Source organism: Spongiactinospora gelatinilytica, assembly GCF_003236385.1.
In the GTDB taxonomy this organism is placed as follows: domain Bacteria; phylum Actinomycetota; class Actinomycetes; order Streptosporangiales; family Streptosporangiaceae; genus Spongiactinospora; species Spongiactinospora gelatinilytica.
In genome coordinates, this window is sequence record NZ_POUA01000197.1 from 1 (window position 1) to 13,844 (window position 13,844).

Annotated in this window: 8 protein-coding genes and 1 pseudogene; 2 read left to right on the forward strand and 7 right to left on the reverse strand. The window is 73.0% G+C overall.

The genetic code is table 11. The features are described from left to right. The first annotated feature begins 9 nt into the window (after window positions 1-9). Together C1I98_RS23045 and C1I98_RS44195 are read left to right on the forward strand one after the other, a co-directional pair. A complete protein-coding gene (locus C1I98_RS23045; protein ID WP_306461905.1) occupies window positions 10-177 on the forward strand; it encodes a hypothetical protein in 168 nt (55 codons plus the stop codon). A gap of 65 nt (window positions 178-242) precedes the next feature. Next, window positions 243-770: pseudogene (locus C1I98_RS44195) on the forward strand (Uma2 family endonuclease); the annotation flags it as partial. 39 nt (window positions 771-809) lie between these two features. Here the strand turns inward: C1I98_RS44195 and C1I98_RS23055 are convergent. From C1I98_RS23055 to C1I98_RS23085, 7 genes are all read right to left on the reverse strand, one after another. After that, entirely contained in the window at window positions 810-4,100 is a 3,291-nt protein-coding gene (locus C1I98_RS23055; protein WP_111169517.1) for an ATP-dependent helicase, read from the reverse strand. Beyond that, window positions 4,094-7,219, reverse strand: a complete 3,126-nt coding sequence (locus C1I98_RS23060) for an ATP-dependent helicase (RefSeq protein ID WP_111169518.1) — start codon at window positions 7,217-7,219, stop codon at window positions 4,094-4,096. The genes C1I98_RS23055 and C1I98_RS23060 overlap by 7 nt, the downstream gene beginning before the upstream one ends. Window positions 7,220-7,391: 172 nt before the next feature. Continuing rightward, on the reverse strand, window positions 7,392-8,882 hold the full coding sequence (locus tag C1I98_RS23065) for a beta-N-acetylhexosaminidase (protein WP_199537145.1): 1,491 nt from the start codon (window positions 8,880-8,882) through the stop codon (window positions 7,392-7,394). 93 nt (window positions 8,883-8,975) lie between these two features. Continuing rightward, on the reverse strand, window positions 8,976-11,879 hold the full coding sequence (locus C1I98_RS23070) for a CDP-glycerol glycerophosphotransferase family protein (protein WP_233508098.1): 2,904 nt from the start codon (window positions 11,877-11,879) through the stop codon (window positions 8,976-8,978). A 121-nt stretch (window positions 11,880-12,000) separates the two neighbouring features. Beyond that, window positions 12,001-12,315, reverse strand: coding sequence for an MGMT family protein (locus C1I98_RS23075; RefSeq protein ID WP_111169520.1), 315 nt, complete (start codon window positions 12,313-12,315; stop codon window positions 12,001-12,003). Further along, complete coding sequence (locus tag C1I98_RS23080) at window positions 12,303-12,671, reverse strand: hypothetical protein (protein ID WP_111169521.1); 369 nt, start codon at window positions 12,669-12,671, stop codon at window positions 12,303-12,305. The genes C1I98_RS23075 and C1I98_RS23080 overlap by 13 nt, the downstream gene beginning before the upstream one ends. A 132-nt stretch (window positions 12,672-12,803) precedes the next feature. Continuing rightward, the coding region (locus C1I98_RS23085; protein WP_146607578.1) for a S8 family serine peptidase at window positions 12,804-13,844 on the reverse strand (1,041 nt) is incomplete at its 5' end.

A 13,844-nucleotide genomic window follows, 5' to 3' on the forward strand; every position in this document is an offset into this window, starting at 1 on the left:
CCCACCACCATCGTCGGCCGCCTCTGCACCCCGAAGGACGTTTTCGCCCGTGATGTCCCTGCCGCCCTGGTCCCCGGTGACGTGGTGGCCTTCGCGATGGCGGGGGCGTACGCATGGAACATCTCCCATTACGACTTTCTGATGCACCAGAGGCCGGAGTTCCACTACGTTACGTGACGAGCCGGTAAAGATTCGTTATCGTTGCGTGGTCAAGGAGCCCGAAAGGTGGAACCGTCATGCTCATGGCACCCTCTCGTGACCACCCTCCACAGGTCGCGCCGATCGACACCCTGTGCCAGGAGCTCAACGACCTCGGCTACAAGGCGGAGATCGTGCGCGGGAGCGTCGTCGTGAGCCCAATGACCACGAGGCTCCACTCCCGGGTGGTGCTCAGGCTCACCAAGGCGCTCTTCCCGCTCGTGCTTCGGCACGAGTGGGAGCTTCACCAGACCGTCGGCGTGCGGATTCCGCCGGAGCGAGGTGACATGCGGCTGCCTGACCTGCTGGTCATGCCCTCCGACGACGAATTCGGCGAGGCGCAGGTCGATGGAGCCACATGCCTGCTGGCCGCAGAAGTCTGCTCACCCGGCACGCGTGATGTGGACTACCGGGACAAGCCCCTCGAATACGCCCGTGCCGGCATCCCGCTCTATCTCATCCTCGACCCCTTGACCGAACCGCCCAGCCTGACCCTGATGAGCGAACCCGGCAACGGCTACTACGAGAAGGTCACCGCCGTCGAGGCCGGGAAGCCGCTCGCGCTGCCCTCGCCCTTTGAGATCACGATCGACACCGGGGTGTTGTTCGGGTCAGCCGGAGAGAAGGGGAACGCTCTCGATGAGGGCGGTGAGGGCGGCGGTGTCGAGGAGGTTCACCGGGCGGACGGTCTCGTTCGCCCGGACGTAGTGGAAGGCGGCGCTGACCTGGGCGAGGGGCGCGCCTGAAAGCTCGGACCAGGCCAGGCGGTAGGCGGCGAGCTGGACGGCGGCGGCGTGGGCGGCCTTGCCGTGGGGGCGTTCGCCGGTCTTCCAGTCCACGACCTCGTAGCCGCCGTCAGGGGTGCGGAAGACGGCGTCCATCCGGCCGCGGACCAGCCGGTCGGCGATCATGGTCTCGAACGGCACCTCGAAGTCCAGCGGTCGGCGGGTGGCCCACTCGCTCTGCTCGAAGCGCTCGCGCAGCTCGGCCAGCGCCAGATCGGCCTCGGCCGGGTCGTCGGCCGCGCCCGGGAGGTCCAGCTCCTCCACCAGCGCCTCCTGTCCCCAGCGGGTCTCCAGCCAGTGGTGGAAGGCGGTGCCCCGGCGGGCCAGCGGCGCGGGCCGGACCGGCATCGGGCGGCGGATGCGGCGGGCCAGCTCCTTCGGGTCTTCGGCCAGGGTGACCAGGGAGGAGACGGTCAGGCGCTCGGGCAGCTCGACCGTGCTCGGCGGGCGGCGGCGCAGCCGTTCGCGCTCCAGCATCAGCAACTCCGTGTCGCGCTCCCAGGCCCGCATCCGGTCGCGGTCGCGCTCACGCACCCCGTCGGCGGAGATCTCCTCGGGCGGCCCGGACAGCGCGGCCTCGACATGGCTCGCCCCGTCCAGCATCGCGACGTACCGCACCCCGTCGGGGGTGACCGGCCACACGGCCTCGGCGGGCTCGGCCAGCAGCGGGTTTTCCGCGCCCTCCTCCACATCGGCCGCCCAGCGGGCCACCCGGCCGCAGGTGTCGCGGATCTCCAGCAGGAAATCGGACGGCTGGAGCGGCTTTGACCCGGTGCCCCACCGGTATCCCGAGGCGATCAGCAGGTAGTGGGCACGGGTGACGGCCACGTAGGCGAGCCGGCGTTCCTCCATCAGGTCGCGGTCGCGGCACGCCTCGTCGAAGGCGGTCAGGTCGTCCTTGTGCAGCCCGGCCAGCCTGGGCAGGTCGCCGACGTCGCCGCGCAGCGGGTAGGGCAGTTTGCGGGGGTTCTCCGTCCAGCGGGGGGTGGTGACCGGTTTGGCGGGGAAGATCGTGCCGGTGGTGAGCGCGCCGCCCTTGCTGTGCAACTGCGACATGCCGGGCACCACGACCACCGGCCACTCCAGGCCCTTGGAGGCGTGGACGGTCATCAGCTTGACGCTGTTGCTGTCGCCGACCCGTCCGGCGTCCAGGCCGTTCTCCTCCTCGTCGGCGGCCTTCAGGTAGGCCAGGAACGCCCCCAGCGTGGGATCTTCGGCGTCGCCGGCGAACCGGGCCGCGGCGTCGATGAAGGCGTCCAGATCGGCGCGGGCGGCGAAGGCGCTCGCCGTACCGGACCTCGCGGCCACCTCGACATCGAGGCCCGTCCGGCGCTCGACCTCGCCGACCAGGTCGGGCAGCGGCTGCCCGGCGCGCGCGCGCAGCGAGCGCAGCTCGGCGGCGAACGCCGGCAGCCGCACCCGCGCCAGCGGCGAGAACCGCTCCTGCCACTCCTCCCGCTCGGGCAGCTCGTCCAGCGCGTCGACCAGGCTGCCGCGCTCTTCGGCCAGCTCGGCGACCACCTGGTCGAGCGGGTCATCGGCGCGGGCGGCGAACTCCTGGGTCTCGCGGTTCAGCTCGCGGGCGAGGTCGCCGAGCACCTTGAGGTCGGCGGGCCCGACCCGCCAGCGCGGCCCGCCGAGCAGGCGTACCAGCGCGTCGCCCGCCGTGGGGTCGTAAAGAACGCGCAGCATGGCCACGATGTCGGCCACCTCGGGCACGGCCAGCAGCCCGCCCAGCCCGACCACCTCGACGGGGATGCCGCGTTCGGCCAGCGCCCGGCGCAGCGCCGGGAACTGCGACCGCTTGCGGGCCAGGATCGCCACGTCGCCCGGCTGCACGCACTGCTGCCCGCCCCAGGCGCTGGGCTTGGCCTTGTCGCGTTCGCTTTCGCCCCACGGCAGGCCGTCGGGCGCGGACTCCTGCCCGAGCACCCCGGCCACGCCCTCGGCGATCCAGCGGGCCTCGTCCTCGGCGGTCTCGTGGAAGGCGGCGAGCACCCGGCCGCGTTCGGTGCGGTTGCCGCCCGGCACCAGGACCGGCACCTCGCGGGCCTCGATGCGCAGCGGGAGCTGCACCCTGGCCGCCACGTCGAGGATCTTGTCACCGTTGCGGAAGCTGACCGACAGCCGGCTGACCTGGGACTCGTCGCCCACGGTCGTCGGGAAGTCGCGGGAGAAGCGGGTCAGGTTGCCCGCCGACGCGCCGCGCCAGCCGTAGATGGACTGGCAGGGGTCGCCCACCGCGGTCACCGGGTGGCCGCCGCCGAACAGCGAGCGCAGCAGCACGAGCTGGGCGTGGCTGGTGTCCTGGTACTCGTCCAGCAGCACCACGCCGAACCGGTCGCGCTCGATCGCGCCGACCTCCGGGTGGTTGACCGCGATCCGGGCGGCCAGCGCCATCTGGTCGCCGTAGTCGATGACCTCCCGCTCGCGCTTCATCCGCTGGTACGCCGCGACCATGGGCAGCAGTTGCTCCCTGGCCCGCTGGGTGAGCAGCGGCCTGCGCTGGGCGAGAGTGGGCGAGCCGGGCAGCTCGTCGAGCTTGCCGGCCAGCCAGGTGCCGAGGTCGCGGACGTCCTTGGCGTCGCGCAGGTGCTCGGCCATCTCCCCGGCCAGCTCCAGGACCGCGCGGGTGACCGTGGCCGGGCCCCACTCGATCTGCTCCATCGGCCCGTCGTACAGGGCGACCGCGCGGCTGGCCATCTGCCAGGACACGGCGGGCGGCACCAGCCGCATGGTCGGCTCAAGGGCCTCGCGCAGCGCGTGGTCGGTGACCAGCCGGGCCGCGTAGGAGTGGTAGGTGGAGACGGTGGGCTCATCGTCCAGCATCTCGGGGGTGATCAGCTTGGCCTCGGCCAGGCCGGTGAGCCGCTTGCGCACGCGTACGGCCAGCTCGGCGGCGGCCTTGCGGGTGAAGGTCAGGCCGAGCACGCGCTCGGGCTTGGCCAGGCCGTTGGCGACCAGCCAGACGACCCGCCCGGCCATGGTCTCGCTCTTGCCCGAACCCGCGCCCGCCATCACCACCATCGGCTCCAGCGGTGCTTCGATGACCTCGGCCTGCTCGGGGGTCGGCGGCGGGATGCCGAGTTTGGCGGCGAGGTCGGCGGAGGTCAGCACACGTGACCCCCGTCCTCGCTGACCGGGCAGCTCGACCGCACCGCGCAGGTGCGGCAGCCGTCGTTGACGGTGGCCTGGAAGAACGGGCTGGACATGCCGGCGGCCACGGTGTCCACCATGTCCTTGGCCCACTCCGGGTTCTCGTCGTCGGCCAGCGCGCGCTGCCGCTGCTCCCTGGCGTCCTTGCCGGCGGCCTTGCCGACCTGCACCAGCGCGGCCCCGCCCGGCTCGATCATGCCGTGCCTGCGGAACGCGCCGAGCAGCGCGGCGAGCTGGTAGACCCCGAGCTGGGGGTGGCGGTCGAGGTCGCCCTCGGCGGGCTTGGTGCCGCCGGTCTTGATGTCGATGATCACCGCGCGGCCCTCGCCGTCGCGCTCGACCCGATCGACCCGGCCCCTGATCTCGATGCCGTCGCCGACCATGGCGGTGAACGCCTCCTCGGTGGAGACCAGCTCGCGGGCGTTGTCCTCCTGCCAGCGGACGAACCTGCGGATCATCTCCTCGGCGACCTGGCGCTGCTTGCGGTTGAACCACTTGCCGCCGAAGTCGAGTTCGGTCCAGATGGCGTCGAGCCGTTTGCCCAGGGCCTCCTCGCCGGGCCCGTCGGTCGCGGCGAGCACGGCGAGCGCGTGGATGATCGTGCCGAGCCCCTGGGCGGCGCTCGTGCCGGACGCCCCGACCGCGGTCTCCAGCAGCCAGCGCAGCCCGCACTTGCTGAAGCTCTCCACCGCCGAGGGGGAGATCCGCACGATGTCGTCGGGCCAGCCGAGCGGGCGGTCGTCGGTGATCGGGGTCAGGCCGTACCACTCGTCGGGGTGCGCCCCGGGGATGCCCGCCTCGGCGAGCCGGGCCAGGTGGCGGGCGGCCGTGCGGCGCATCGCCTCGGGCCTGGTCGGGTCGCAGACGGCCTGGCGCAGGTCGGCGACCAGCGCGGGCATGCTGAGCCAGCGGGCCCGGTCGTCCACCCCGGCCTCCTCGACCGCGCCGGGCAGCAGCTCGGACAGGAAGCGGGAGGGGCGTTCGTCGGTGTCCTCGCCGCCGACGGCGGTGACCACGAGCTTGCGCCTGGCCCTGGTGACGGCCACGTAGAACAGCCGGCGTTCTTCGGCCAGCAGCTTGGAGGCGAGCGTCGCGGCGGCGGCCTGGGTCGCGTCGAGCGCGGAGCCCCGCGACAGCTCCACCATGGTGTCGATGCCCAGCATGGAGCCGCGCAGCCGCAGGTCGGGCCAGATGCCCTCCTGTACGCCCGCGACGACCACCACGTCCCACTCCAGGCCCTTGGCCCGGTGGGCGGTCAGGATGCGCACCGCCTCGTTCTCGGGCGCGTGCTCGGCCAGGCTGTCGCCGGCGATCTCCTGGGAGGCCAGGTCGTCCAGGAAGACCTCGACCCCGGCCTTGGGCAGCCGGTCCACGAACCGGGCGGCGTGGTCGAACAGCGCCACCACGGCGTCGAGGTCGCGGTCGGCCTGCGCGCCCCTGGGGCCGCCCGCCATGGCGGCCTCCGTCCAGGTGCGGCCGAGCCCGCTGGCCTGCCACACCTCCCACAGGACGTCCTCGGCCGACCCGCGGCGGGCCACGGCGTCGCGGGCGGCGACCACCAGCCGGGCCACCCGGGTGGCGGGCGCGGCGACGTGCGGTTCGACCCGGACCAGCTCGCTCGGGTCGGTCACGGCGGCCACCAGCAGCTCGCCGGAGGAACGCGCGACCAGGCCGGGGTCGGCCGGTTCGGCGATGGCGGCGTGCTCGGCGATCCGCAGCGTGCGGCGCAGCCGGCGCACCCCGATCATGTCGGTGCCGCCGATCGGGCCGGTCAGCAGCTCCTCGGCGACCGATTCGTCCAGGCTCTCCGGGCGGGTGGCGACCTTCAGCAGCGTGATCAGCGGGCGTACGCCCGGCTCGGCGGCCAGCGGCAGCTCGTCACTGGCCACCATGACCGGCACCCCGGCGGTGATCAGCGCCCGGCGCAGCAGCGGCATCTGCCGGATCGCCGACCGGACCAGCACCGCCATCCGCGACCAGGGCACCCCGTCGAGCAGGTGGGCGCGGCGCAGCGTGTCGGCCACCACCGCGGCCTCCTGGCTGGCGCTGTCGGTCAGCAGGACCTTCACCTCGCCCTCCACCTCGCCGTCGAGCTGGACCGGCACCAGGTCGCGGTGGTCGCGGGACGGGGACATCGACAGCCGCTCGGTGACCCGGCGGGAGGCGGCCAGGATGGCGGGGGGCATCCGGCGGCAGCCGCGCAGCGCGACGATGGGGGCCTCCGCGCCGTCGCGGGTGCGAAACCGCTCGGGGAAGCGCAGGATGCCGTCCACGTCCGCGCCGCGGAAGCCGTAGATCGACTGGTCGGGGTCGCCGACGGCGATCAGGTCGCGGCCGTCGCCGGCCAGGTGGCGCAGCAGGTGTTCCTGGGCGGGGTCGGTGTCCTGGTACTCGTCGACGAAGACGAGGTCGTAGGCGGCGCGCTCGCGCTCGCGCATCGGGCCCTGGGCGAGCAGCCCGGCGGCGGCCCTGATCAGCTCGGCGTAGTCGAGGGCGGGGACCGGGTCGAGGTCGAACCTGCGCTGGTAGCGCAGCGCGAACCGGCCGACCGCCGACCAGTCGGCGCGGCCGTGCAGCCGGCCCAGCTCGATCAGGTCTTCGCCGTCGAGCCCGCGTTCGGCGGCGCGGGACAGGAAGTCGCCGACCTCTTCGGCGAAGCCGCGGGTCTTCAGCGCCTCACGCACCGAGGACGGCCAGGTCGCGCCGCCGTCCTCCAGCTCGCCGTGCAGCAGGCGGCGCACTTCGAGCAGGTGCTCGGGGCCGGTGAGCAGCCGCGGCGGGTCATCGCCCCGCTCGGCGGCCTTCTGGCGGAGCAGCGCGTAGGCGTAGCTGTGGAAGGTGAGCGCGAGCGGCGTGCGCGTCGTGCGGCGCAGCCGGGCGGTGATCCGGTCGCGCAGCTCACCGGCGGCCTTGCGGCTGAAGGTGAGCACCAGCACCCGCTCGGGGTCGAGCCCGCGCCGCTCGACCCGCTGGACGACGGTCTCCACGATGGTGGTCGTCTTGCCGGTGCCCGGCCCGGCGAGGACCAGCAGCGGCCCGCCGGGGTGGTCCACCACGGCACGCTGGTTGTCGTCCAGCACGGGAGGCGGCGCCTGCCCCCGTGTTCCGCCGCGTACCAATCGCCAGGTCTGACCACTCACAACTCAGAATTCCATCAGACCCCAGGGACAGATCGCGCCCATCTTGCCGACTTCGGTCGAAGAAGTCACGGTAGTGGCTCGCCCGCGAGGGGGTGCGCGGCGACACGCCGAGCTAGCGTTTCCAGGGGATCTGCGGGGATTCGTGGTAGTTGATGCCCCAGCGTTTCCACTGCGCGGCCTGGGCGGCCAGGCGCGGGGCGAAGGTCTCGAACGACCTGCGCCCCTGCGGGGACCAGGCGACCTCGGCGACGGCGGGGAGCCGGGGAAAGGCCAGGTAGGTGAGGTCGTCGAAGCCGCCCACGGTCTCGGTCCACAGCGGGGCCTCCACGCCGAGCACGGCCGCCGCGCCGACGCCCTCGATCAGCGTCGCCGGGTCCCACTCGTAGGAGTCGGCGACCTCGACCATGCCCGCCCAGTCCTGGCCGGCGTGGGTCCAGGAGTCGTATTTCATGTCCAGGTAGACCCGCGAGGCCGGGGACATCACGACCTTGGCGCCCTGCCGAACGGCGTCGGCCACCGCGCCCGGGTCCTCGTCGGTCTTCCAGTACTGGACGACCGTGCCCGGCAGCAGGCGGGCCCGGCCGGCCTCCTGCCAGGCCGCCATCCGTTTGCCGGTCGCGCCGACGATCTCCTGTACCCGCTCCATGAACCGCGTGTACGCAGGCGCGCTCAGCTCCCGCACCTCGTCGCCGCCGACGTGGATGTAGCGGCCGGGCGTCAGGCGGGCGACCTCGGCGATGACATCCGACACGAACCTGTCGGTCTGCGGGGAGTCCACGCAAAGCGCGCTGAAGCCGACCTCGATCCCGGTGTAGGGGTCGCGCCGCCGTCCGTCGCAGTTCAGCACCCCGTAGGAGGCCAGCGCGGCGTTGGTGTGGCCGGGCAGGTCGATCTCCGGGACGATGTCCACGAACCGGGCGCGGGCGTATGCCACCAGGTCACGGTAGTCGTCGGCGGTGTAGAAGCCGCCCGGGCCGCCGCCGACCTGGCTCGCCGCGCCGATCTTGGTCAGCTCCGGCCACCCTTCGATGGCCAGCCGCCAGCCCTGGTCGTCGGTCAGGTGCAGGTGCAGCACGTTGAGCTTGTAGGCGGCCATCAGGTCGATGTACCGCTTGACCTCGGCGACCGGCAGGAAGTGCCGGGCCACGTCGAGCATCGCGCCGCGCCACGGGAAGCGCGGGCGGTCGGTGATCCGCACCCCCGCCACGCGCACCGGCTCCCCATCGGCCCGCTGGGGCAGCAGTTGACGCAGGGTCTGCACGCCGTAGAAGAGCCCGGCCTCGGTTTGGGCGCGGATGACGATGCCGTCGTCGTCCACGGTCAGCTCATAGCCCTCCGCGCCGGTGCCGGCCGCAAGGGCCAGGCGGATCTCGCCGCCGGACCTGCGCTCCGGACGCCGCCCGGTGGCCTCCCGCACGGCGAAGGCCAGGTGCTCGGCGACCCCGGCCGCCTCGGCCGGGACGCTGATCGCCGTGGCCGGGCTCAGGGTGAAGCCGCTGTCACCTGCCACGACCTCGGCGGGCAGTGGTACCAGTGCCGCGCCTCGAACCCGCACCTCGCTGCCGCATCCGATCATCGCACCCGCCCACAGAAGACTTGCCACCAGCGCCACTCCGGGCCTCGGCCATCGCATGGACGTATTCGACCACCAACGGCCGCTCATCCGCGGAGAATCGGGCCCCGGCGTCCTGGCAGCCTAGCCGAATACGTGATCGACCAGGCGGCGGGTGGCCTTGCCGTCGTCGCGGGGGGCGTAGGTGCGGCGGAACGCCTCGTAGCGGTCGGCGTACTCGGCGGCGATGCCGTCGATGCCCTTGACCGCCTGGATCACCTGGGCCGACGTGGTCAGCACCGGGCCGGGGGCCTGCTCGCCGAGGTCGAGGTAGGTGCCGCGTTTGGCCCGGAACTTGTCGAGGTCGTAGGCGAAGAAGATCATCGGGCGGCCGGTGGCCGCGAAGTCGAACATCACGGAGGAGTAGTCGGTGATCAGCACGTCGGCGACGAGTAACAGCTCCGTGATGTCTGGATATGTCGTGACGTCGTGGGTGAAGCCGTCGTCCGGGACGACCGGCGCGGCCTGCATCGAATGCGCCCGGACCAGCAGCTCGTGCTCGGTGCCCAGGATCGTCCTGGCCTGGACGAGGTTGAGCCGGAGGTTGGCGTTCTTCCGGTCGTACTCACGGTAGGTCGGCGCGTACAGCACCACCTTGGACCCCTCGGCCAGGCCCAGCCTGCGCCGCACGTTGGCGGCCAGCTCAGCGTGGTCGGGCGTGGTCAGCACGTCGTTGCGCGGGTATCCGGCCTCAAGGACCTCGCCCTGGTAGCCGAACGCCTTGCGCAGCACCGGCGTGGCCCACGGGCTCTGCGAGAGCAGCAGATCCCACCCGCGCACCTCGGCCGCCTGCCGGTGCCACACCGGCGGGCGCGGGTCGCGGGACATGTGCGGCAGGTCGTTGCCGATCCGCTTGACCGGCGTGCCGTGCCAGGTCTGCACGACCGTCTGGTCGTCTCTGGCCCGAAACCACGGCGGCAGGAAGGAGTTGGTCACCACGAACCTGGACCTCGCCAGCGCCGCGTAGTGCTCCCTGCTGCCCGCCCGGACCACATTGGGCCGCCGCCCCCGGCCGAGCCCCAGCTCGCCGGGCCCCGGCGGGACGAACGCGCCGTCCTTGACCACCCAGATGTGCTCGCCGTCATCGCCCCTGCGCAGCCGCTCCTCATAGACCGCGCGGACGTTTCCCTCGTACTGTCTGCCCTCGTAGGCCACGTAAACCGTGGCGTCGGTCAGCGGCTCGCGGCGCTGCGCCGGGTAGAAGTGGCGCTCCAGCGCGTAGACGCCCGCCATGCCCTTCTCGTCGTCGGGCTTCTCCTCGGCGGCGACCACCACCGGCACGTCGAAGCGGGTCGAGACCAGCTGGTAGCGGCGGCCGTCATGGACGTGCTGCGACTCGTCCAGCGTGTCCAGCGCCCCGTGATCGACCCGGAACGGCACCGGCTCGCGGGAGGGGTGGGCCACCGACAGGTGCCAGGTGCCGGCCGCCAGCGGGACGGCCTCGCCGAAGCGCGGCATCGCCGCGGCGGGCACCCGCGCGGTGAACCGGTCGCCCGAGCGCCGCATGGGCACCCGGTAGGAAAGGCCGGTGCGGTGGCGCAGGACCAGCTCGCGCGGCTCGCCGCCCGGCTCCGGATAGTGGCCCTCGATGGCCATCGCGGCATCGCCGGCCCAGGTCACGGACGTGATGACCGGCCGCACCCGATGCGCGGAGATCACCACGCGGTCGCGCCGGTCGGCCAGCACGGTGATCTCGCGGTCGCCCGCCAGGGACCGGAACTCATCCGCGCCGCCCAGCATCACCGTCGCGGCGGGGTCGCCCTTCGGCTCCACCCACAGCCGCCTGCCGTCCTTCTCCTCCAGCAGGCTCTGCGTGGACAGGGTGAGGGTGATCTCGGTGCCGCCGGAGACCGGGACGAAGTCGGCGGACATGCGGTGGCCGCCGAGCCGGGCGTGTCCCTTGTTCACCTGGCGGCCTGGCATGAAGGCGGTGAGCACGACGTCGTCGCCGTCGTGGCGTACGCCGGTCAGCTCGGCGCGGGTCGGCTGGAGCACGACCTGGAGGGCGCGGTCGGAGGTCCACACCGGGCGCACCCACCAGCGCGGGCGGATCTCCAGGCCCGCCGGTCGCTCGGTACGGCCGGCGGCGGGACCGCGCAGGGCGCCGACGGCGCGCGCGCCCCGGCTCCAGATCACGATCTCGGCCCGCCAGGTCGTCGTGTCGCGGACCGCCGGACGGCGGCGCAGCAGCCGCCTGCCGCCCCGGGCCGCGTTGCGCAGCCACGAGCGCCAGCGCAGCGCGAAGGGCCGCAACTCGGCGGTGAACCCGGACCAGTCGTAGTTACAGCCCAGCTCCTGCGCGCCGTAGGTGGCCTCGGGGCGGAAGACGCGCTTGGTGCGCAGCCGAACCGGGGGCTGCCAGCGCGGCCCGCGCAGCACCACCGTGGCACGGTTGAACCTGCGCCCGCGCACCGACAGCCCGGCCAGGTAGGCGTGCCCGGTGACGCGCAGCCTGCCGTCGGTCCAGGAGATGTCGTCGATCTGAGTGATCGGCACCAGGTCGGCCTGGCGCAGCCGGTACAGCTCGTCGGGCAGCTCGCCGCGCAGCGGCAGGTCGGCGTACCAGCGCAGGCCCTTGCGGACCCGCCGGTACGGCTCGGCCGCCGCCGCCACGACCTTGGCCAGCGCGTCGCCCTCGGCCAGCTCCTCGCGGTCGCGGGTCTCGATCAGATGGACCACCAGCCGCCTGGCGACCGGCAGGTCGCGTTTGACCCCGGGATCGACGCCGCTCAGGTAGGGAGCGAGCAGGGCGATCATCTCGCGGCGGCGGGCCGGGCCCCGTCTGATCGCGGTGTCGATCCGCGCGCCCAGCGGGCCGGCCAGCACGTCGGCGTCGAGTTCGCGCCGGCCCGCGGCCGGTAGCCCGGTGGCCCGGACGGCGGCCATGACCGCGTCGAGGGGCTCACCACGGTCACAGAGATCATGCACCGCTCGCAGACGGTCACCGAGGTCGCCGCTCGGCCGCTCAGGGGTCGCGCCGGTGGCCATGGAGTGGGGCACCGCCTTCCGGACGGGTGGCCATCACTGTCCCTGGCAATGGTAGTAGGCCCGGCCCGCTCGGGTCGCGTCCGGTTTGCTGAGCGTCTCCTGGGAAGGGGGCGGCGCCCGGTCAGCCGTCGTCGCCGTCCCAGCGGGCGCGGCGCATGTCGGCCCGCTCGCCGCGCATGGGGGTGCGTTCGGCGTGCCAGCGGGTGATGCACTGGCGTTCGTGGCCGGGCACCGGGGTGCCGTCCGCGTGTACCACGCGCCACCAGGGCACTCCGCCGCCCCACAGGGACATGACCCGGCCCACCTGGCGGGGGCCGCCCTCGGCGAGGTATTCGGCGATGTCGCCGTAGGACATCACCATGCCGGAGGGGATGCGTTCGACGACATCGAGGACGCGCTCGGCGAAAGGTGTCGGGTCGGTGTTCATTCGCTCCATTGTGCGGGACCGGCGGAGAGGATGTCCGCGAGCTTGCCGAAGGCGTAGCTGACCCCGCCGTTCACCTGTTCCACCATGCCGTCGCGGATCGCGTAGACCTCGCCGTCCTCTCCCACCAGCCGCGCCGCGAGCGCGTCGGCCAGCTTCGCGAGCTGGGCCACCTGCCAGTCCGACAGCGGCTCGCCCCACAGGCGGTCGCGCCACTCGGCGATCACGTGCTCGGCGTCGCCGTGCCGCGCGATCACTTGGCCCGCCTCCTCCGAACCGCGCAGCGCGTATCCGGCCGGAGTGAGCGCGGCGGTGAGTTCGGCGTAGGCGAGCGGCTTTTCCCGCTCCACACGCAACTCGTACCCCATGGGCCGCGACAGTAGCGGACCCGTGTGCGAGTGAGTGTCGGAAATGTCCAGTGAAACTACGACTGCGATGAAAGTGTTCGCATTCAGTATCCGAACAGCGCTCGAATCGAAGCCACCATGTGATCATTTCCGTCACGCGGGACCGGAGCGCTCCCGGGCGGACTTCTCCTCCGCCTTGCGGGTCAGCACCATCACCGCCGCGCCGAAGATGACCAGGCCCACCAGCACCGCCCCGACGAACACCCACAGCCGCACCGGGTCGGGGCCCGGCGGGGTCGGCGCGGCCGACAGCGGCCCCTGCCCGAAGTGCCGGTCGGGGGGCGTCCGGGCGGTACGGCCGAGCGTGGCGAGGCGGTCGGCCTGGACGAGGGCGGCGGCGGCGTCCACTACCCCGAATCCCACTTTGTCGTCATATCCGGTGGTGGGGGCCGCGCGTACCCCACCGGACAGCGCGCGGGCCACCATGGCCGGCGGCAGGTCCGGGTGCTCGGCCTTGACCAGCGCGGCCACCCCGGCCACCAGGGCCGCCGCCGCGCTCGTGCCCTCGGCCGACTGGTGGCCGCCGCCGGGCACCGCCACCGGTACGTCCACGCCGGGGGCCGACACGAGCACCGACAGGTTGTCACTGCTGAAGGGGGCGGGCAGGAGTTCGGCGTTCACCGCGCCGACTCCGACGACGCCGGTGTAACCGGCCGGGAAGCTCCAGAACGAGGTGTCGTCGCGCCGGCTGACGTCCAGCGCCCCGTCGTTGCCGACCGCGGCGACCAGCACCACGCCCTTGCCGAGCGCGTAGGAGATGGCCTGGCGCTCGGCCGGGTGCGCGCCGTACGCGCCGATCGACATGCTGATGACGTCGGCCCCGTGGTTGGCGGCGTACCGGATGGCGCGGGCCAGCGGGCTGTCGTCACCGAACTCCCGGCTCGCGTCCGGGGCGGCGACGCCGTCCTCGACGGGCTGGTCGGGCAGCAACGGCAGCGACAACACCCGCGCCTGCGGCGCGACCCCCACGATGCCTCCGGTATCGCCCGAGCCCGCGATCAGCGATGCCATCGCCGTACCGTGCATGCCGGGCTCGGGCCGCTCCCCCGGCGTGGCCGGGCCGCTCACATCAGGCCCGTCGATGACCCTGCCGCGCAACTCCGGAATGTCCCCGTCCACCCCACTGTCGATCAC

What these genes read in the sequence shown, in the direction of transcription:
- C1I98_RS23075 (WP_111169520.1), bottom strand. Translation starts at nt 12,315, where the DNA reads ATGGAGCGAATGAACACCGACCCGACACCTTTCGCCGAGCGCGTCCTC.
- C1I98_RS23080 (WP_111169521.1), bottom strand. Translation starts at nt 12,671, where the DNA reads ATGGGGTACGAGTTGCGTGTGGAGCGGGAAAAGCCGCTCGCCTACGCC.
- C1I98_RS23070 (WP_233508098.1), bottom strand. Translation starts at nt 11,879, where the DNA reads ATGGCCACCGGCGCGACCCCTGAGCGGCCGAGCGGCGACCTCGGTGAC.